General features: G+C 64.9%; 20 protein-coding genes and 1 riboswitch. Of the genes, 13 read left to right on the top strand and 7 right to left on the bottom strand.

Features of this window, described 5'->3' with window-relative positions:
- Nucleotides 1–175: 175 nt before the first annotated feature.
- Both RW095_RS33565 and RW095_RS33560 read right to left on the bottom strand, forming a co-directional pair.
- Complete coding sequence (locus tag RW095_RS33565) at nucleotides 176–1,498, bottom strand: ATP-binding protein (protein ID WP_317020176.1); 1,323 nt, start codon at nucleotides 1,496–1,498, stop codon at nucleotides 176–178.
- Complete coding sequence (locus tag RW095_RS33560; RefSeq protein ID WP_020070618.1) at nucleotides 1,495–2,235, bottom strand: response regulator; 741 nt, start codon at nucleotides 2,233–2,235, stop codon at nucleotides 1,495–1,497. The genes RW095_RS33565 and RW095_RS33560 overlap by 4 nt, the downstream gene beginning before the upstream one ends.
- 683 nt (nucleotides 2,236–2,918) lie before the next feature.
- On the opposite strand from RW095_RS33560, the gene RW095_RS33555 reads away from it, so the two are divergent.
- From RW095_RS33555 to RW095_RS33545, 3 genes are all read left to right on the top strand, one after another.
- Nucleotides 2,919–3,086 carry a DUF6726 family protein gene (locus RW095_RS33555; protein WP_317022775.1) on the top strand — a complete coding sequence of 56 codons (168 nt, stop codon included), beginning with the start codon at nucleotides 2,919–2,921 and terminating at the stop codon, nucleotides 3,084–3,086.
- A gap of 3 nt (nucleotides 3,087–3,089) precedes the next feature.
- The gene (locus RW095_RS33550; protein ID WP_317020175.1) at nucleotides 3,090–3,863 is read left to right on the top strand and encodes a hypothetical protein; all 774 of its coding nucleotides are present in this window, start codon (nucleotides 3,090–3,092) and stop codon (nucleotides 3,861–3,863) included.
- Between the two features lie 66 nt (nucleotides 3,864–3,929).
- Nucleotides 3,930–4,598: a flagellar basal body L-ring protein FlgH gene (locus tag RW095_RS33545; RefSeq protein WP_317020174.1), complete on the top strand. Its 669-nt coding sequence runs from the start codon at nucleotides 3,930–3,932 to the stop codon at nucleotides 4,596–4,598.
- A 112-nt stretch (nucleotides 4,599–4,710) separates the two neighbouring features.
- Here the strand turns inward: RW095_RS33545 and RW095_RS33540 are convergent, their stop codons facing one another.
- The 5 genes from RW095_RS33540 to RW095_RS33520 all read right to left on the bottom strand — a co-directional run bounded on the left by RW095_RS33540 (nucleotide 4,711) and on the right by RW095_RS33520 (nucleotide 9,605).
- A complete protein-coding gene (locus RW095_RS33540; protein WP_128592005.1) occupies nucleotides 4,711–5,454 on the bottom strand; it encodes a response regulator in 744 nt (247 codons plus the stop codon).
- 101 nt (nucleotides 5,455–5,555) lie between these two features.
- On the bottom strand, nucleotides 5,556–6,197 hold the full coding sequence (locus tag RW095_RS33535) for a hypothetical protein (RefSeq protein ID WP_317020173.1): 642 nt from the start codon (nucleotides 6,195–6,197) through the stop codon (nucleotides 5,556–5,558).
- Between the two features lie 85 nt (nucleotides 6,198–6,282).
- A complete protein-coding gene (locus RW095_RS33530) occupies nucleotides 6,283–6,744 on the bottom strand; it encodes a hypothetical protein (protein WP_317020172.1) in 462 nt (153 codons plus the stop codon).
- Between the two features lie 237 nt (nucleotides 6,745–6,981).
- Nucleotides 6,982–7,857, bottom strand: coding sequence for an SDR family NAD(P)-dependent oxidoreductase (locus RW095_RS33525; RefSeq protein WP_317020171.1), 876 nt, complete (start codon nucleotides 7,855–7,857; stop codon nucleotides 6,982–6,984).
- Entirely contained in the window at nucleotides 7,854–9,605 is a 1,752-nt protein-coding gene (locus RW095_RS33520) for an ABC transporter ATP-binding protein/permease (protein WP_317020170.1), read from the bottom strand. The genes RW095_RS33525 and RW095_RS33520 overlap by 4 nt, the downstream gene beginning before the upstream one ends.
- Before the next feature lie 381 nt (nucleotides 9,606–9,986).
- Nucleotides 9,987–10,110: riboswitch (TPP riboswitch) on the top strand.
- A 218-nt stretch (nucleotides 10,111–10,328) separates the two neighbouring features.
- Between RW095_RS33520 and RW095_RS33515 the strand changes: the two genes are divergently transcribed.
- From RW095_RS33515 to RW095_RS33470, 10 genes are all read left to right on the top strand, one after another.
- Nucleotides 10,329–11,459: an FAD-dependent oxidoreductase gene (locus RW095_RS33515; RefSeq protein WP_317020169.1), complete on the top strand. Its 1,131-nt coding sequence runs from the start codon at nucleotides 10,329–10,331 to the stop codon at nucleotides 11,457–11,459.
- A 71-nt stretch (nucleotides 11,460–11,530) separates the two neighbouring features.
- On the top strand, nucleotides 11,531–11,728 hold the full coding sequence (gene thiS / locus RW095_RS33510) for a sulfur carrier protein ThiS (RefSeq protein ID WP_020070630.1): 198 nt from the start codon (nucleotides 11,531–11,533) through the stop codon (nucleotides 11,726–11,728).
- 36 nt (nucleotides 11,729–11,764) lie between these two features.
- Nucleotides 11,765–12,580 carry a thiazole synthase gene (locus RW095_RS33505; protein ID WP_027779477.1) on the top strand — a complete coding sequence of 272 codons (816 nt, stop codon included), beginning with the start codon at nucleotides 11,765–11,767 and terminating at the stop codon, nucleotides 12,578–12,580.
- Nucleotides 12,577–13,689, top strand: a complete 1,113-nt coding sequence (gene thiE, locus RW095_RS33500; protein ID WP_317020168.1) for a thiamine phosphate synthase — start codon at nucleotides 12,577–12,579, stop codon at nucleotides 13,687–13,689. Before RW095_RS33505 ends, thiE begins: the two co-directional genes overlap by 4 nt.
- Nucleotides 13,690–13,782: 93 nt before the next feature.
- Nucleotides 13,783–14,604 carry an ABC transporter ATP-binding protein gene (locus RW095_RS33495; protein ID WP_317020167.1) on the top strand — a complete coding sequence of 274 codons (822 nt, stop codon included), beginning with the start codon at nucleotides 13,783–13,785 and terminating at the stop codon, nucleotides 14,602–14,604.
- Between the two features lie 8 nt (nucleotides 14,605–14,612).
- Nucleotides 14,613–15,380, top strand: a complete 768-nt coding sequence (gene mlaE, locus RW095_RS33490) for a lipid asymmetry maintenance ABC transporter permease subunit MlaE (protein WP_128595913.1) — start codon at nucleotides 14,613–14,615, stop codon at nucleotides 15,378–15,380.
- Nucleotides 15,381–15,467: 87 nt separating this feature from the next.
- Nucleotides 15,468–16,010, top strand: a complete 543-nt coding sequence (mlaD, locus tag RW095_RS33485; protein ID WP_317020166.1) for an outer membrane lipid asymmetry maintenance protein MlaD — start codon at nucleotides 15,468–15,470, stop codon at nucleotides 16,008–16,010.
- A gap of 11 nt (nucleotides 16,011–16,021) precedes the next feature.
- Nucleotides 16,022–17,077 (top strand): MlaA family lipoprotein, encoded by a 1,056-nt coding sequence (locus RW095_RS33480; RefSeq protein ID WP_317020165.1) that lies wholly within the window; start codon nucleotides 16,022–16,024, stop codon nucleotides 17,075–17,077.
- Nucleotides 17,078–17,191: 114 nt separating this feature from the next.
- A complete protein-coding gene (locus tag RW095_RS33475; protein ID WP_317020164.1) occupies nucleotides 17,192–17,824 on the top strand; it encodes an MlaC/ttg2D family ABC transporter substrate-binding protein in 633 nt (210 codons plus the stop codon).
- The gene (locus RW095_RS33470) at nucleotides 17,821–18,114 is read left to right on the top strand and encodes an STAS domain-containing protein (protein WP_317020163.1); all 294 of its coding nucleotides are present in this window, start codon (nucleotides 17,821–17,823) and stop codon (nucleotides 18,112–18,114) included. The genes RW095_RS33475 and RW095_RS33470 overlap by 4 nt, the downstream gene beginning before the upstream one ends.
- Nucleotides 18,115–18,214 lie beyond the last annotated feature (100 nt).

Below are 18,214 nucleotides of genomic sequence, written 5' to 3'. Positions count from 1 at the left end.
CCGCGCGTGAAACCGCGTGCAAAAAAAATCCGCCCCGAATAAGCGGGCGGACTGAGAAGGGCGGCATCGAGGTTGCCGGGGCCAACTATACGGCCGCGGGCCACGCGATAGACGATCCGGTACGGTGACGTAAGCGCATCGGTGGCGGCGCTCGTTCACGGCATCAGCCAGTGCCTTATGTGGACGCCGCCGCCGCCGGCAATTCGATACACACCTCCAGACCGCCTTGCGCGTGATTGCGTACATGGCAACGTCCGCCGCGATCGTGCGCAAGCCGCGCGACGATCGCGAGGCCGAGGCCGCAATGGCCTTCGCCGCCACGCGCGGCGTCGAGCCGCACGAACGGTTTCATCGCCGCGGCAATGCGCTCGTCGGGAATGCCCGCGCCATGGTCGCGCACTCTGATGATCCAATGTCCGTCGCTGCGCTCGGTGGCGATGTCGACGGGCGGCGCGCCGTGTTCCAAAGCGTTGTCGACGAGGTTCGTCACGAGCCGGTCAAGCAGCGTGCGCGGCAGCGTGAACGACGGGCCAGCGCGCAGATCGAGCGCGAAGAGCGGCGTCTCGGCAGTGGTGGAAGTGCTGTCCATGTTGTCGCCGCTGTCCGTATGTTCGGCGACGCTGTCGCTGGCGGAAAACTGTTCGCGCAGGAACTCGTCGACCTCTACTGCAGGCCCCGCGTCTGCGGATTGGCCGGCGAATTCGAGAAACTGCTGGACGATGTTCGTTAGCGAGTCCACATCGCGTATCAAGCCCGCACGTTCGCTTTCCTCTACCAGCACGCTCGCGCGCAACTTCAGGCGCGTGAGCGGCGCTTTCAGGTCGTGCGCGACACCGGCGAGCATGACGGCCTGATCGTCGCCGGCTTCGTTCAGGCGCCGCATCATGTCGTTGAACGAGCCGATCAGATCGCGCAGTTCGCGCGGACCTTGCACTGTGACGGGTTGGGGCCGCACGCCCGAACCGAACTCACGCGCGGCATCGGCGACGCGCGACAGCGGTCGCTGCATCTGCCAGACCGCGAAGAGCGACAGGATCAGCGCGGCGGCCAGCATCGAAACGGATTCGATCAGGAAGCGCCGCGGCGGCGGAAGGTCGACCGGCAGCACCACCCAGTTCGACTTGCCGGGAAACAGCACCCAAAGTTGCGGCGGACGCAGGTCGTCGACGGCGATCTTCGTGCCGGGCGGGAGATCGTCACGCAGGCGCCGCGCCAGGTCGGCGACGAGACGTTCCGCCGGTTCGTGCAGATGGATGCTCGGCGGCATGTTCCAGGTCGGAACGAGATGCACGCGCATGGCGGGCGCGAGGGCGGCGCCCTTGATCGGCTCACCGTTGATCGCCTGCAGCACCAGCACGATGCCGCGCGCAAAGCCGTCGATTTCATGACGCGGCGGCTGCATCACCACGAGAACGAACCAGCCGGCCTGAATCGCGAATAGCACCGCCGTCGAAAGCAACGCCATTCTGCCGAACAGCGTGTTCAGCGGGTTTCTCATGCGTTCGAGGCGGCCTCGTCGGAGAACGGTGTGCCGTCCGCATCGGGCACGAACACATAACCCTTGCCGCGCACTGTTTGCACGTAGCACGGATTAGACGGGTCGTCCTCGATCACGCGGCGCAGCCGCCAGATCGGCACGTCGAGACTGCGGTCGCGGAATGCGAGATTGTCGCGATGCACGAGGTCGTGAATCAGCACGCGCGACAACACCTTATACGGATTGTTCACGAAGATCTTCAGGAGCGCGAACTCACTGTCGCGCAACGGGAGCTTCGAGTCCGCACGCGACAGCGAGCGCGTGGCGAAGTCCAGTTCGAACGGGCCGAACTTGTATGGTTTGCGCGCTTCCGGCGCGCTCGTGGTCGACGGGCCGCGGCGGCGCAGAACCGTGTGGATGCGCGCGAGCAGTTCGCGCGGATCGAACGGCTTGGTCAGATAGTCGTCTGCTCCGAGCGAGAGCCCGACTATGCGGTCGGCCACCGTCCCGCGCGCCGTGACGAAGATCACCGGAATGTCGTCACCGGCGGCGCGCAGCGCGGTGAGCGCGCGTAGGCCGTCGGTGTTCGGCATCATGATGTCGAGCACGACGACCGATGGCCGTTCGCGCTCGAGCCGGCGCTGGAGATGGGTGCCGTCATGCAGCACCGACGCGTCGAAGCCGTTCGACTGCAAGAACTTGCAAAGCAGATCGCGTACGACCGGATCGTCGTCGACGATAAGGACCTGTGGATTCATGGCGAAATTCTAGACTGACGCGCGCAACGCGCGGCCGACTGTTTTCTTACCAATGCTTACCCGGCGCTGCGCGGATTCGGCGCGTTGGCGCGCAACTCCCGTCACCCAAGGCGCACATCATATTTCACCCCTGCCATATTTGGCAACGCGGTTGGCAACGCGGTGGCTATGCGGCCACCGACGTCTCGCGCGTTGCGTCGAAGGCATTCTCATGCCGCGGGCCGCTTTCCGGAAACAATTTGCGCGCAACAGGAAGTAGTGGAAATCGCTCGAAACCGGTCGTAAGAACCGCCGAAAAGCGCGTCTTTCTTCGTGTATCGCGACGGCCCCGGCGGCGGGATGATTCGTCCTGCAATACGTTGCGCCGCACGCCGGAAGAGCCCAACGGCTCTGTCCGGGAAACACGGCGCAAGACCGATATCCCGCCAAACCACGCGAGGCTCATCATGACCGTTCCAAGCAACCTCACTTCCACCCGCTTCTCTGCAGTCGCGCCCACTCAAGCCACGGAAAAGCCCGCGTCTACGGGCAGTTCCACAAGTGCCGCCGGCACTGCACAAGCCAAGGGCTCCGCAACGCAGCCGCAGCCCTCGATGCCCGCGGGCCTTGTGGGCCACCACGTCAACACGACGGCCTGACCTGCCGAGGCCCGCGTGTCGACTCCGAGACTCCTTGAGCGTTTCATCCGCGCCGCTGCGTGGCTCGCGCTTGGCGCGGCGCTGCTGCCGCTCGGCGGCTGCGCCGTTGCCGCGCTGCCCTGCCGGCTCACTTCAGCCACGCTGAAAATTATCCCGGTCGTCGGCCATGCGGCGGCCAGCCCGTTCGACATGTGTTCATCCGCGATCGACTGAATCATGACTCCCCAACGGATTGCCTGCGCGTTGGCGCTCGTTTGCAGCACGTTTTCACTGACCGTGCCGGCGCAACCGGCGGCGCGCGAAGCGAGCGCGTCGGCTCCCGCATCGAAGGACGCTTTGGCCGACGCGCGGCGGCGTGCGCAGGACACGCCGTTCGCTTTCCGCGGCATTGCGCTTGGCATCACGCTCGACGAATTCCGCGCGGGCTCGAAGGTGCGTGCGACGCCGATCGGCAGTGTGCCCGTCTGCGAGACGGATGTGCAGGCGGGCGTGCTCGGCATGCGGCTGAAGTCGCACGAGAGTTTGACAGTCGCGTGCCGCTGGGCACATCGCGACGACAACGGTTGGGCGTTGTCGCAAGCGGTGGTCGACGGCGCGCCGGCGGCCGAGCACGTGCTGCGCTTCGCGCGTATCGCGGGACGAAGCGAAGGTCGAAGCGAAGGTCGAAGCGAAGGTCGGAGCGAAGAACAGCGCGAAGAACAAAGCGCGCTGCGTCTCTACGAAATCTCCTTCGTGATCGACGAAGTCACCGCCGAGGACTTGCGCGAGGCGCTCGCGGAGCGCTACGGGCCGCCGCGTCACGCGACGCAGAACGTGTCGGCGCCCGGCGCGCTGCCGGTCTACGTATGGGAAAACGCGGTCAGTTCGATCACGTTGTGTTTTTTGCCGGGCACTCGCAACGGCACGCTGACTTACCTGCTCAAGGGTTCGGACGCGTGGGTCAAGTCGGTCGTGCGACAGTGGCAGGCAAGCGATGCGGAAGCCGGTTGATGCGCCATGCGGCCTTTACAGCCAATGCACTCGAAGATGAGGCCGATCAGGCCAGGGAGTCAAACAATGCCTACGCTTCGTTTTTCCGTCGCAATGTGCGCGGTGTTGGGTCTATCGGCTTGTGCCGGCGGACAGAAGTCGATCGTCGAAACGCCGATGGCGCCGCCGCTCGTGTCCGCGCCGCTGAATGTCAACACGCAGGGCGCCATCTACCAGGCCGGGACGCTGATGGTGCTGTACGAGACGCCGCGCGCGCAGCACATTGGCGACGTGCTCACGATCCGACTGTCGGAGTCATATAGCGGCAACAATAGCTCGACGGCAGCGGCGAGCCGCGCAAGCAGCATCACTGCTGATGCCGCCGATCATTCGAGCGGAGCCGCCGCCCGGCTCGCAAGGCTCTTCAACGTCGGCTCAGCAAGCACCGAGTTCAAAGGGCAAGGCAGCCTCACCGACGCGAGCGGCATGACCGGCACGCTCGCCGTCACGGTGATCGGCACTATGCCCACCGGCAACCTGGTGGTGTCGGGTGAAAAGATCATTTCGATGAGCGGTAACCGCGACCGCCTGCGTCTGTCGGGCGTCATCAATCCTAAGGATATCGAAGCAGGTAACTACGTGGCTTCGAGCAAGGTCGCGAATGCACGCATCGAACAGGCGGGCGTGGGGATGATCTCCGATGCGACGACCATGGGCTGGCTGCAACGAATGTTTCTCAGCGTTCTGACTTTTTGACGTGGACACGGCGCAATGCGGCGCGCCGTGTTTGCGCCGCCTCTCTATTGTGTCTGCGCCGTGTCCGAGTCGAGCCGCGGGTTGCCGCGGCGCTTGTCACCCTCTTGCCCGCCTACTGTGAAAGAGCAGTTGGGCCGCGCTCAGCCGCGCCGATTTCTCCGTCCGGGACGAACACGTAGCCGCGCCCCCACACCGTTTGCACATAGCGCGGCTCTGACGGATCGACCTCGATTAGACGGCGCAAGCGCCAGATCGACACATCGAGACTGCGATTGCGATGCGCCTCGCTATTGCCGTGCAATTTTTCGAGCAACTGCGCGCGCGTGAGCACTGTCATCGCGTGCGTGACGAACACTTTGAGCATCGCGAATTCGCTCGAACGCAGCGTGATGCGCTCGCCGTCGAGGCGCAGTTCGCGCGCCGGGAAGTTGACTTCGAAGCGGCCAAAGCGATACGGCGCACGCTGTTCGGGTGCGCTCGGCGCAATCGAGCCGCGACGCCGCAACACCGTGCGAATGCGCGCGACCAGTTCACTTGGTTCAAATGGCTTGCCGAGGTAATCGTCGGCGCCGAGTTCGAGACCGATCACGCGGTCGATCGGATCCGCGCGCGCAGTGAGAAGGATCACGGGAATATCGTCGCCCGCGACGCGCAACGCGCGCAGCGCGCTGATGCCGTCGAGCTCCGGCATCATGATGTCGAGCACGATCAGCGCCGGGCGCTCGTCCTGAAGCTTGCGCTGTAGCGCCATGCCGTGCTCGAGCGTGGCGACCTTGAAGCCGCGCCCCTCCAGATACTGGCTGACGAGCTCACGTACGACGGGGTCGTCGTCGACGACCAGAATGGATTGGTTCATTCAGATCATCTTAGTGAGCGGCGCGGGCGCAGCAAAGCGGCTGATGCTTTCCAAACCTTTCCTGCGTAAGGAGAGAAATGAGAGAGAGCCATGAGCGCGGTTCAATTGACTTGCGAGGTCTGAATCGTTTGCAGGGTCTGGCGGCTGAAGTCGGTCTGATCGACGACCATCTTGTCGATGAGTCCATTGAGCTTGGTCGACGCCGAAGAGAACCGGTCGGTGTTCAGGCCGCCCGTCTGATAGCGGGCGGTGACGAGGATGCGGCCGTTCTGTACGAGCGTCAGGTCGATGATCGACAGGTACTGGATCGACTCGTCGCTGAACGAACGGCGGCCGTAGTCGATCGCGGCGTTGTAGACGAGGCGCGCCTCGCAGCCGGCGGGCGAAGTGCCGGGATTGTAGACGTCCGAACGAATGCCGCGCCGATCCAGCGCGAGTTGCAGCGCCGGCACGAAGTCGCCCACCGACACCGTCTGATTCACTTCAATGCAAACATGGCGCACATCGGCGGGACGGCCGTTCACGAAGGTTGGCGACGAATAGTGGGCGGCAATCGCGTAGCCGGCCTGGATCACGGAGCCGGTGGCGTCGGCTGCCTGGATCAGCGTCCACGCGCAGCCGTTCAGTCCCACTGTCAGCGTGGTACAGGCGACGAGCCGTGCGCTCGGCCGCCGCAACCTGACCCAGGCCGCGCGAGGGGCTTGCGTGAACGCGTTAGCGCGTGTGCGGGGCAGGAAGGTCATGAAGCAGAACCAGGTGACGATGAGGACAAGCAACAGAGATCAACCGTATGCGCGGGACGCAGGAAGACGCGCATCGCCCCGACGCTTAGCGCGTGACGCGCAGGCGCAACTCGTTTTGCCCTTGCACGCTCGCCGTCACGTTGACGCGGCGCTCGGCGGTCGTGACGACAAAGTGCTGGCGTGTCGGCGTATTGACGTCGTGCACGACGTTCGGAAAGCAGGCGGCGATGTCCGCGCCGATTTCTTCGAGCGGATCGTTGACCACTCCGTCGGCCTGCCAATGCGCGCGCCAGTGGCAATCGTATGCGTGCGCGTTGGAGCGGCAATCTTCGGCACTTGCGACGCCCGGCAGTTGTGCGGCCGGTTGCGTATGCAACTGCTTGAAGTCGGACGCCTCGACGATGTGCTTGAGCGCGGGGCACACGTCAGCCGGCTCGTTCGGCGGAGTGGTTTGTGCTGCTTGCGCGGCGCTCGCGAGCAGCAAGGCTGTGCCGAGAGCAAGCGCGAGGCGGTGACTGAACTGAGGAGAGCGGCGATCGAGTGACATGAGCGAAGAGTCCGTTAGCAGTGAATGGCTGCGGGCCGCGGGGAGGGCTCGCACGACTATCGTCGCTGTAGTGGGCTCTTTTCAAAGGGCGGAAAAGCTCGCCCGCTTCGCAAATGCTTTCGAACTGTTCTCGCGTGTTTCCGGATGTTGCCGTTGTGCGGCCCGCGTGTCGCCCGCTTCTTTGCTTACGGCCGTTGTTCCGGCGCGTTGCTCGCGTCCCTCGTTCGACTCGGTGGTTCAGCCCAAGGTCAATCCGCCGTCGACGTGAATCACCTGGCCGGTGATGTGACGCGCTTCGTCGGAAAGCAGAAATGCAATCAGCGCTGCGACGTCGGCCGGTTCGGCGATGTGGCCAAGCGGCGTCGACTCGGCCGCGTGCGTCCACACTGCGGCGTTATCGGCGCTCGGCCCGCGATCCTTGCGCGTATAGCCGGGCGCGACGCAATTGACGGTCACGCCATGCGGCGCGAGTTCGGCGGCCGCGGTTTTCGCGAGCGATTCCAGCGCCGCCTTGGCGGCCGCTGTGGCGGCAAACGGCGCGTCGGCGCGATACCGATGTACGACGAACGAACTGAGCGCGACCACGCGTCCGCGCCTCGACGTTTCCAGTGCCGGCGTGGCGCGTTTCACAAGCGCTGCAAACGCGGCGGGCATCGCGCCGAACGCCGCGCTCAACGTGTCGGGATCGAGTGTCTGCAGGGTTTGGCGGTGCGCGTGACCCGCGTTGGCGACCAGTTGATCGAGCGCGCCAAAGGTTGCGAGCGTTTGATGCACCACATGTTCGGCCGCGCCTCGCTCGGCAAGGTCGCCGAAGACGGTGGCGCAGGCCGCGCCATTCGCGCTGCAATCGGCGGCGACCTGAGCGAGACGCTGACGCGATTCGTGATCGGCTCCGCGTGCGTGCAGCATCAGCGCAATGCGTGGGGTGCCGGTCAAGGGCGCGGCGGTCGACGCGGCGCCTGTCCCCGGGGCGGCCATCTGGAAGGCGGCCGTCCGCGGGGCAGAGAGCCGCCGGGCCAGCGCCGCCCCGATTCCCGACCCCGCGCCGGTGATCAGTATGACGCGCTCGAAAGCCGCGCTGCTGCCGCTCGCCGCGTCGTTGTCGGAAATCATGCGGCGACCGCTTCGCTGGCGCGCTCGACTTCGAGCGTCTCGTCATGGAACGCAGCAAGCGATTCGCGGTGCGCGACGCTGACAATCGCCGCCTTCGGCAGGCGCTCGGTGAAGAGGCGATAGAGCCGCGCTTCGTTTTCGGCGTCGAGCGCGCTCGTCGCTTCGTCGAGGAACAAGTAGTCCGGCTTGTGCAACAGCACGCGTGCGGCGGCGAGACGCTGTTGCTCGCCCGGCGACAACATGCGCGTCCAGTGCCCCGATTCCTGCAAACGGTCCGCGTAGTGCGACAGATGGCAGGTGACGAGCGCCTCGCGGCATTCGTCGTCGGTATAAGTGTCGGCTGCCGACGGATAGGTGAGCGCTGCCTTCAGCGTGCCGATCGGCATGTAGCTGACCTGCGGGATGAACATCATGCGCGCGTTGACCGGCGCGTCTATCGAGCCGTCGCCGAATGGCCAGAGGCCGGCGAGCGCGCGCATCAGCGTGCTCTTGCCCGAGCCGGATGCGCCGCGCACGAGCCACCGTGAGCCGGGTTCGATCGCGATATCGCGGATGCGCGACAGCGGACTGCCGTTGGGAAGCGCGAGCTTGAGGCCGTCGGTGGTGAGCGAGTCGGCATCGACGAAATGGAGGTTGATGCCGCCGTGCGCGGTGGCGGGCGACACCGATTCCTTCAGACGCGGCGCATGCACGACCCGCTTGAATTCGCGCAACCGGTTCACGGTCGCGCGCCACTCGACGAGCGTCGAGTAACTGTTGATGAACCACGAGAACGAATCGCTGACGGTGCCGAACGCGCTCGAAATCTGCATCAGCACGCCGAACGTGAAGGCGCCCGCGAAGTAGCGCGGCGCGGCCACGACGAGCGGGAAAATGATCGCGATCTGGCCGTAGAAGCTCAGCACGAAGGTCAACCGCTTCGTGTACTTCATGACCTGCCACCAGTTGTCGCGAATCCGGCCGAACAGCGAATGCGCGTTTTTCTTCTCCGTGTCCATGCCGTTGTAGAAGGCGATCTGCTCCGCGTTTTCACGCAGACGGATCAGGCCGAAACGGAAATCCGCCTCGACTTTCTGCGCCTGATAGTTGATCGGCACGAGCGGGTGGCCGACTTTCTGGATCACGAGCGATCCGACCACCGCGTAAAGCGCGGCCGCCCACACCATATAGCCGGGGATGTGCAGCGGGACGCCGCCGAGCGTGATGGTCAGCGCGCCGGCGAGCGACCACAGGATCGTGATGAACGACACCAGAGTGACGACAGTGGACAGCAGGTCGAGCGTGAGCGACAGCGTGGTGGTGGCGAACGACTGGAGGTCGTCGCTGATCCGCTGGTCGGGGTTGTCGGCGAGGCGGTCGCGCTCGATCCGGTAGAACGCGCTGTCGTGCAGCCACTCGTTCAGATAGCGCGTGGTGAGCCACTGACGCCAGCGGAATCCGAGCATCTGCCGCATATAACGGCCATAGACCGCGAGAATGATGTAGCCGAACGCCAGCCCCGAAAACACCATCAGCAGATGCGGGAAGTCCCGCACATTCTTGGTTTGCAGCGCGTTGTAGAAGTCCGCGCTCCAGCGGTTGAGCCGGACGTTGATCCACACGACCAGCAGATTCATCACGATGATCGCGAGGAGCAACGCCCACGCCGTCTTGCGTTCTTCCGACACCCAGTAGGGCTTGATCAGGCTCCATGCGGAGACTTTCTCGTCGGGCGGCAGCGCGGGGCTGACGGATGTATTCGTTGTCATGAGCGTCCTGAGGAGTGCTGTTCCATTCGGGCTGACCCACGCAGGCCGGCCCATTGCGGGTATTTGTGTCTGTGCGGGTCGCGACATCCGGCGAGCCCCGCCGGTACGATCGCCGATTCTGGCGCGAAGCCCTTAAGCGAAAATTAATGATCGGCGCAAGTCTTCCCGACGATCACGCTGCGGGTGTCGTGCATGCGTTGCCGCAACTTCGCGCCGCCGGGCCCGGCGTACTGCCGCATTCGCCGCGCCATCTCTGCTGGCATTGTGCCAGAGCGCCGCGCCGCCGATATCGGTGACGCCAAACGCGGTGCCGGATCAAGGGCGTGCGATATCGCGCGCCGCTCGTTTGCGAGCGCCGCGCCTTTTATGGTCTAATGACCTTCGACGAAACAGGGGTGCTTCGCACTTGAGCGGCGTGATTTTCACGCTGCGGCAGCGAGGCTGAGAGAGACCCTTTGCACCCGATCCGGGTAATACCGGCGCGGGAAGTTTCCGGAAGCAGCCAGTCTTCCATTCCCCGCCGGGCGGCGTTCTTCATTGGAGCACGCTATTGCCTGGCCGGCCTTGCCCGCCGGTTTCGTCCTGGGTACGCGCTTCTTTTTGGCCGTACGGAAAGGACTCGATGACCGCCTATTCTTCAGTTATGTTTCTTGCCCCTTGTCGCGTCGCCGGTGGCGTGCACTGCCTCGCCATTGCCCGTTGCATCGAATTGGAGCGCGCACGATGAGCCGCGCCGCACAACCCGATTTCGCGGTGCTCGGCGGCGGCCTGTGCGGGCGTCTCGTCGCGTGGCGGCTTGCTGGGCAAGGGCATCGCGTTGCGCTATATGAGCGCGGCGACGCAGCCGGCTCGCAAGCCGCGGCGTGGGTCGCCGCAGCGATGCTCGCGCCGCTTGCCGAAGCGGCGAGTGCCGAACTTTTGATCACGCGACTGGGCGCGGCCTCGCTCGATACCTGGCCGCAAGTGCTGGCTGAACTGCCCGAACCGGTGTTCTTTCAGCGCAATGGCACGCTCGTCGTCTGGCATCACGCGGATCGCACCGAGGCGCCGTTGTTCGAAAGACGTGTGCGCTCGAACGCGCCGGCCGAATTGCTGGAGGGCGGCTTCGTCACGCTGTCCGGCGCCCAGCTCGGCGCGGCCGAGCCGGCGCTGGCGGGACGCTTCAGTCAGGGGTGGCTCCTGCCGCGCGAAGGCCAGCTCGACAACCGCCAGGTGCTTCGCGCGCTTGCGGCGGGGCTTGCTCAACGCGGCGTTCAGACCCACTGGAATACGCCCGTCAGCGACGGCGCGCTGCCGCCCGCACGCGTCACCGTCGACTGCCGCGGACTCGGCGCCAAACCCGTGCTGCCGACGCTGCGCGGCATTCGCGGTGAGGTCGCACGCGTGCATGCGCCAGGCATCAACTTGGCGCGCCCGGTGCGGCTGCTGCATCCGCGCTATCCGCTCTATATCGCGCCGAAGCAGGACGACCTCTACGTGATCGGCGCGACCGAGGTGGAAGGCGAGGACATGTCGCCCGTCAGCGTGCGTTCCGCGCTGGAGCTTCTGAGCGCTGCGTTTTCCGTGCATCCGGGCTTTGGCGAGGCACGCATTCTCGAGCTGAATTCGCAGTGCCGCCCGACCTTGCCCGATCATCGGCCGGCGTTGCTGTGGGACGGCGCGCAGACACTGCGGGTGAACGGCCTTTACCGGCACGGCTACATGATCGTGCCCGAAGTCGCCGACGAAGCCATGCGCTTCGCGACGGCGCTGCTGGACGGGCGCATCGGCAACGCCGACGCGTTCGCGGACTGGCAGCGCGGCGCGCGCTGGAGCGAGCTTTTCCAGCACGATTGTGCGCGGGAGCCGGCATGAGCGCCGAACCGTGCTGCAGTGCCGTTAGCACGCTTGTGCTTTAGCCATCGACTGAACCGTATTTGAACATCATGGACATTCACATCAACCAGAAGCCGCTGTCGCTGCCCGAAGGCGCGACTGTCGCCGATGCGCTCGCCGCTTACGGCGCGCGGCCGCCGTTCGCCGTCGCGCTGAACGGCGATTTCGTCGCGCGCGCGCAGCACGCGGCGCGCGCGCTGCAACCGGGCGACAAGCTCGATGTCGTGCAACCCGTGGCCGGCGGCTAAAGCCGCCACGCATTGCAGGAGACCAGGACCATGCAAATGACTACCCCACAGGCCGCCGACGCGCTCACGCTGTACGGCCAACCCTTCGCGAGCCGCGTGCTGCTTGGCACGTCGCGTTACCCGTCTCTGCAATCGCTGTCGGATTCCATTGACGCCGCCCGACCCGGCATGGTGACGGTCGCGCTGCGCCGGCAGATGAACGAAGGCGGCGCCGAAGCCGGCTTCTTCGATCTGCTCAAGCGCCATGGCGTGCCGCTGCTGCCCAATACGGCAGGGTGCCTGACCGTCGGCGAGGCCGTGGCGACCGCGCACATGGCACGCGAAATTTTCGAAACCGAGTGGATCAAGCTCGAACTGATCGGCGACGACTACACATTGCAACCCGATCCGGTCGGTCTGATCGAAGCGGCCGCGAAGCTCGTCAAAGACGGCTTCAAGGTGCTGCCGTATTGCACCGAAGACCTGGTGATCGGCCGCCGTCTGCTGGATGCCGGTTGCGAAGCGCTGATGCCTTGGGGCGCGCCGATCGGCACCGGCAAGGGCGTCATCAATCCGTACGGCTTGCGCGTGCTGCGCGAGCGGCTGCCGGACGTGCCGCTCATCGTCGACGCCGGACTTGGCGTGCCGTCGCATGCGGCGCAGGTGATGGAATGGGGCTTCGACGGGGTGCTGCTGAACACGGCCGTGTCGCAGGCCACGCATCCGGACGCGATGGCGCGCGCTTTCGCGCTGGGCGTCGAAGCGGGGCGCCAGGCGTTTCTCGCGGGACCGATGGCCGAGCGCGAGAGCGCGCACGCGAGCACGCCGGTGGTCGGCATGCCGTTCTGGCATCAGGACGGGAGCGCCGCATGACGCAAACATTGGCTTTGAAAGACCGCGACCTGTTCTGGCCGCCCGCCGACGAACTCACTGAGGCGACCGAGCGCATCCGCGCGCGCCTCGGCGACTGGCCGCCTACTCACGCGCCCTGGCGTATCTGTTTGACCGCGCCGGACGAACCGAACGGCGGCGACCTGATAGTGCTCGCCGACGCTGGCCGGCACGGCGAGCAGATGGCGCACTGGCTGGTAAGGGGCGCGGCGGTGGTCGAAGCCGCCGAGAACAAGGCCACGCTGCACTTGGGCGGCGAAAAATATCGCCTTGAAGGGCATCTCGCGGAAGACTGGATTCCCGCGCTGGCCGCATTTCTCGATTGCGGTTTCGATCCGCACGACGCGCTCGTGCTGGCGCTCGCGTGGCGCGACGGCGACGAAACCCGGAGCAATGCCGACGGTGACGCTTTCCCCTGCGATCTGGCGACTTTCCCGCGTCTTGCCGGTTTGCCGCAGGCGCCAGCGCAGGCCTTTCCGCGCTGCCCGGAGCGGCTTGGTCTCTATCCGGTTCTGCCGAGCGCGGAGTGGGTCGAACGGGTGGTGGGCTTCGGCGTGAAAACGGTGCAGTTGCGCCGGAAGTCCGCCCATCCCGCCGACGAGCTTCAGCGCGAAATCGCCCGCTGCGTGGCTGCGGGGCGCCAGCACGACGCGCAGGTTTTCATCAACGACCACTGGCAGTCCGCGCTCGATGCGGGCGCTTACGGCGTGCATCTAGGCCAGGAAGACGTGCATACGGCGGATCTGTCGGCGATCGCCGCGGCCGGCGTGCGGCTCGGACTCTCAACGCACGGGTTCTACGAAATTCTGAAGGCGTTGCATTTTCGCCCTAGTTACATCGCATTGGGCGCGGTGTTTCCGACCACGACCAAGGTGATGCCTACCGCGCCGCAGGGCCTCAAGCGCCTCGCGCGCTATGTCCGTCTGCTGGACGGCGTCGTGCCGCTGGTCGCAATCGGCGGCATCGATCTGCAGGTGCTGCCTCAAGTGCTGGCAACCGGTGTAGGGTGCGCTGCAGTCGTGCGCGCCGTGACAGAAGCAGCCGATCCCGCTGCCGCGGTTTCCGCACTGCAGCAAGGGTTTACGCGATAATCCGGATGATTCGTTAAGGCACAGGGCCCCTCACGGCAACTTTTGCATGATGGCCCTATAATTCGGCCTTCCGTGTAAAAGGACTGTCAGTCAGTGTCTTCCCCCTCCGAGACCTTACTCGAGCTGCGCAATGTCGACTTCGGTTATGGCGACCGGCTCGTCCTGTCGAACCTGAGCCTGCGCTTCAAGCGCGGTCAGGTCGTCGCGGTCATGGGCGGCTCGGGCTGCGGCAAGACCACGGTGCTACGGCTGATCGGCGGTCTGGTGCGCGCCCAGCGCGGCGAGATCCTGTTCGACGGCGAGAACGTCGGCGCACAGACGCGCGAAGGCCTGTACGCGCTGCGCCGCAAGATGGGCATGTTGTTCCAGTTCGGCGCGCTGTTTACAGACATGTCGGTGTTCGAGAACGTCGCGTTCGCGCTGCGCGAGCATACCGAGCTTCCCGAGGAACTCATCCGCGACCTCGTGCTGATGAAGCTCAACGCCGTCGGCCTGCGTGGCGCGCGCGACCTGCTGCCGTCGGAAATTTCGGGCGGCATGGCACGGCGGGTGGCGCTCGCGCGCGCCATCGCCCTCGACCCCGAACTGATGATGTACGACGAGCCGTTCGCCGGTCTCGATCCGATTTCGCTCGGCATCACCGCGAACCTCATCCGGGCGCTCAATCAGGCGCTCGGCGCGACGTCTATTCTGGTGACGCACGACGTGCCGGAATCGTTCGCCATCGCCGATTACGTTTATTTCCTGGCCAACGGCGGCGTCCATGCCGAGGGCACGCCCGCGCAACTGCGTGCGTCCAATGATCCGACGGTGCGGCAATTCATCGACGGCGCGCCAGACGGCCCGTTCAAATTTCACTATCCGAGCAAGACGCCGCTGGCGGCGGATTTCGGCGTCGGCGGAGGTCAGTCATGATCGGTTCACTGATCAGCTCGCTCGGCCGCTCGGTGCTCGACGGGCTCGGCACGGCCGGCTATGCAACACGCTTTTTCATGCGCCTGGTGCTCGAGTTTTTCCCGTTGCTGCGCCGCCCGCGTCTTGTCACGAAGCAGATCCACTTCGTAGGTAATTATTCGCTGGTGATCATCGCGGTGTCGGGCTTGTTCGTCGGCTTCGTGCTCGGTCTGCAGGGTTACTACACGTTGAATCGCTACGGCTCCGAGCAGGCGCTTGGGCTGCTGGTCGCGCTTTCGCTCGTGCGCGAACTCGGGCCTGTAGTCACGGCGCTGCTGTTCGCCGGTCGCGCGGGCACCTCGCTCACCGCAGAAATCGGCCTGATGAAGGCCGGCGAGCAATTGACCGCGATGGAAATGATGGCGGTCGACCCGGTCAAGGTCGTGGTCGCGCCCCGACTGTGGGCCGGCATTATCGCCATGCCGATTCTCGCCGCGATTTTCAGCGCGGTAGGCATTGCGGGCGGCTACGTGGTCGGCGTGCTGCTGATCGGTGTGGACGCCGGCGCGTTCTGGTCGCAAATGCAAGGCGGCGTGGACGTCTGGCGCGACGTGGGCGCGGGTGTCGTCAAGAGCGTGGTGTTCGGTCTCGCGGTCACGTTCGTGGCGCTCTTTCAGGGCTATGAAGCCAAGCCGACGCCGGAAGGCGTGTCGCGCGCCACGACGAAGACCGTGGTGTACGCGTCGCTTGCGGTGCTTGGCCTCGATTTTCTGCTGACCGCGCTGATGTTCAGCTAAGACTGCGCTGCATGTTTTCCGCTGCGGCGCGTCAGTGGCGCGCGCGGCGGAGTAACGGCGGCGCGGCAGATTCACTTTGGGATGACGATGAAAAAGACTGCTCTCGACTTCTGGGTCGGCCTGTTCGTGGTGCTGGGTTTTGTGGCGTTGCTGTTTCTCGCGCTCAAGGCCGGCAACATGAGCTCGCTGTCGTTCCAGGCAACCTACCCGGTCAAGCTCAAATTCGACAATATCGGCGGATTGAAGGCGCGCGCGCCCGTGAAGAGCGCGGGCGTGACGGTTGGCCGCGTCGGCTCGATTGGTTTCGACAGCAACGCCTATCAGGCGGTCGTTACCATCGACCTCGACAAGCAATACCAGTTTCCAAAAGACACGTCCGCAAAGATCCTGACCTCGGGCCTTCTCGGCGAGCAATACATTGGGCTGGAGCCGGGCGGCGACTCCGAGATGCTTAAAGCTGGCGACACGATCTCGATGACGCAATCGGCAATCGTGCTGGAAAACCTGATCGGGCAGTTCCTCTATAGCAAAGCGGCTGATTCGGGGGCGTCCAAGCCGGGCGCGGGATCCGCGGCACCTGCTCCGGCGCCAGCGGCGGCTTTACCCGCTTCCGGCTCGGCCGGTCAATAAGGAGAACAATAATGCAGACCTCACACGCTGGGAGCGCAAGCGCCTTCCGGGTGGCCAAACTGGCCGTCGCCGCCGCGCTGCTCGCCGGTTGTACCACGGTGCAGACGCCGACCAAGGGCGATCCGCTCGAAGGCTTGAATCGCACGATCTTCACGGTCAACGACAAGCTCGACCAGTACGCGCTGAAGCCGGTCGCCAAGGGTTACGTGTTCATCACGCCGCAGCCGATTCGCGACAGCGTGACGAACTTCTTCTCGAACATCGGCGACGTCTACATCGCGGCCAACAACCTGCTGCAGCTGAAGATCACCGACGGCGTGCAGGACATCATGCGGATCGTGATCAACACGGTCTTCGGTGTCGGCGGTCTGTTCGACGTGGCGACGCTCGCCAAGCTGCCCAAGCACGACAACGACCTCGGCCTGACTCTCGGCCACTATGGCGTGCCGGCAGGTCCGTACCTGGTGCTGCCGCTGTTCGGGCCGAGCACGGTGCGCGACGCGGTGGGTTCCATCGGCAATTACTATGTGAACCCGCTCAGTTATATCGATCCGGCGGGTTTGAGCTGGGCGCTGTATGGCCTGAACATCGTCAATACGCGCGCGAATCTGCTTAACGCGAGCGACGTGCTGGAAGGCGCCGCGCTCGACAAATATTCGTTCGTGCGTAACGCATATTTGCAGCGGCGTCAGTATCTGCTGTCGGACGGCAAGCAGTCGCAGGCGTTGCCGAACTATGGCGACGAAGCGCCGCTGCCGAAATACGAAGACGTCGACGGCACGGCCGCCGGTGCGCCGGCAGGCGCGGTGACGGGAGCGGCGGGCGCTGCTGGAACGAGCGGTGCTGCCGCAAAGGCGTCGGCCGCGTCGGGTGCGAGCGCCGCGACGCCGCCGCAAGCCGCTTCGGGAACCGGAACGGCTAACAACGCCGCCGCGCCCGAGTCCGCTTCGGGCAGTTCGGAAACGCCGCCGCTCGATCTGAACGGCGGCCCGGAAACTACGCAGATCCCGGCGGGCCAGCTTGTGCCGCCCACGCGGTTCAACATTCCGTCATTCAAATTGCGCTGACAGCGTGGCCGTAACAGATCGATACGACTCTCGCAGTTTGCGCATGGATTGCCGCTGAACTCGCGTGTTAATGTCGGTTCAAACGGTTGCACTATTTTTTACGCAAGGCTCGATATGAAAAAATTTTTCCTGATTCCGTTGTTTGCTGCGCTGTTCTCGTTCACAAGTGTTGGTGCATCGGCGCAAACCGTCGACAGTAGCGCGCCGGACGTGCTGATCAAAACGGTCACCCAGCAGGTGATCGACGCGGTGCGGGCCGACAAGTCGATCCAGCAGGGCGACATCTCGCACATCACTCAGCTCGTCAACCAGAAGATCCTGCCGTACACGGATTTCCGCCGCACCACGCAGCTGGCGATGGGCCGCAACTGGCGCACGGCGACGCCTGAGCAGCAGAACCAGGTCGTCGAGCAGTTCAAGATGCTGCTGATCCGCACGTATTCGGGCGCGCTTGCTCAGGTGCGCGACCAGCAGATCCAGTACAAGCCGTTCCGCATGAACCCTGACGACACCGACACGGTGGTTCGCTCCGTCGTGATGAACAACGGCTCGCCGATCCAGCTCGACTATCGTCTCTACAAGACGCCGCAAGGCTGGCGTGTTTATGACATCAACGTGCTCGGCGCGTGGCTGATCCAGGCGTATCAGCAGCAGTTCAACGAGCAGATCCAGCAGAAGGGCGTGGACGGGCTGATCCAGTTCCTCACGCAGCGCAACCAGCAGCTCGCTGCGGGCAAGCAGTCGTGAGCGAAGTGCTGAGCCCCGTCGTCAATCGCTTCGCGAGCGGCGCGACGCTGACCCATGCGAGCGCGAATGCCGCGCTTGCGGCGGGTCTCGAGCGGATCGCCGCTGGCGCGGGCGCCGTCGATTGCGCGCCGCTTACGCAGTTCGATTCGTCGGCGCTCGCCGTGCTCCTCGCATGGCAGCGAGCCGCTCAGGCTCGCGGCGCCGCCTTCCAGATCCTCAATCTGCCGGCTGGCCTTGCCAGTCTTGCGCAAGCCTACGGCGTCGATACGCTGTTGTCGGCGCGACATTGACGCTCGCCTGACGCGTTCATCGCGCCGCTCGGCACTCCCCGCTACTGAGATAGGGCCTCTGCTTTTGCCCTATAATCAAGCGTTTTTTGGGGCGCGGTTC

The organism is Paraburkholderia kirstenboschensis, from assembly GCF_032806925.1.
Taxonomy (GTDB): domain Bacteria; phylum Pseudomonadota; class Gammaproteobacteria; order Burkholderiales; family Burkholderiaceae; genus Paraburkholderia; species Paraburkholderia kirstenboschensis.
Note: the sequence above shows the minus strand (reverse complement) of the source record. Positions and strands in the feature narration are given on the sequence as shown.

What these genes read in the sequence shown, in the direction of transcription:
- RW095_RS33525 (WP_317020171.1), bottom strand. Translation starts at nt 7,857, where the DNA reads ATGATTTCCGACAACGACGCGGCGAGCGGCAGCAGCGCGGCTTTCGAG.
- RW095_RS33520 (WP_317020170.1), bottom strand. Translation starts at nt 9,605, where the DNA reads ATGACAACGAATACATCCGTCAGCCCCGCGCTGCCGCCCGACGAGAAA.
- RW095_RS33480 (WP_317020165.1), top strand. Translation starts at nt 16,022, where the DNA reads ATGCAGACCTCACACGCTGGGAGCGCAAGCGCCTTCCGGGTGGCCAAA.
- RW095_RS33535 (WP_317020173.1), bottom strand. Translation starts at nt 6,197, where the DNA reads ATGACCTTCCTGCCCCGCACACGCGCTAACGCGTTCACGCAAGCCCCT.
- RW095_RS33560 (WP_020070618.1), bottom strand. Translation starts at nt 2,235, where the DNA reads ATGAATCCACAGGTCCTTATCGTCGACGACGATCCGGTCGTACGCGAT.
- RW095_RS33545 (WP_317020174.1), top strand. Translation starts at nt 3,930, where the DNA reads ATGCCTACGCTTCGTTTTTCCGTCGCAATGTGCGCGGTGTTGGGTCTA.
- RW095_RS33515 (WP_317020169.1), top strand. Translation starts at nt 10,329, where the DNA reads ATGAGCCGCGCCGCACAACCCGATTTCGCGGTGCTCGGCGGCGGCCTG.
- RW095_RS33530 (WP_317020172.1), bottom strand. Translation starts at nt 6,744, where the DNA reads ATGTCACTCGATCGCCGCTCTCCTCAGTTCAGTCACCGCCTCGCGCTT.
- RW095_RS33565 (WP_317020176.1), bottom strand. Translation starts at nt 1,498, where the DNA reads ATGAGAAACCCGCTGAACACGCTGTTCGGCAGAATGGCGTTGCTTTCG.
- thiE (WP_317020168.1), top strand. Translation starts at nt 12,577, where the DNA reads ATGACGCAAACATTGGCTTTGAAAGACCGCGACCTGTTCTGGCCGCCC.
- mlaD (WP_317020166.1), top strand. Translation starts at nt 15,468, where the DNA reads ATGAAAAAGACTGCTCTCGACTTCTGGGTCGGCCTGTTCGTGGTGCTG.
- RW095_RS33505 (WP_027779477.1), top strand. Translation starts at nt 11,765, where the DNA reads ATGACTACCCCACAGGCCGCCGACGCGCTCACGCTGTACGGCCAACCC.
- RW095_RS33475 (WP_317020164.1), top strand. Translation starts at nt 17,192, where the DNA reads ATGAAAAAATTTTTCCTGATTCCGTTGTTTGCTGCGCTGTTCTCGTTC.
- RW095_RS33550 (WP_317020175.1), top strand. Translation starts at nt 3,090, where the DNA reads ATGACTCCCCAACGGATTGCCTGCGCGTTGGCGCTCGTTTGCAGCACG.
- thiS (WP_020070630.1), top strand. Translation starts at nt 11,531, where the DNA reads ATGGACATTCACATCAACCAGAAGCCGCTGTCGCTGCCCGAAGGCGCG.
- RW095_RS33540 (WP_128592005.1), bottom strand. Translation starts at nt 5,454, where the DNA reads ATGAACCAATCCATTCTGGTCGTCGACGACGACCCCGTCGTACGTGAG.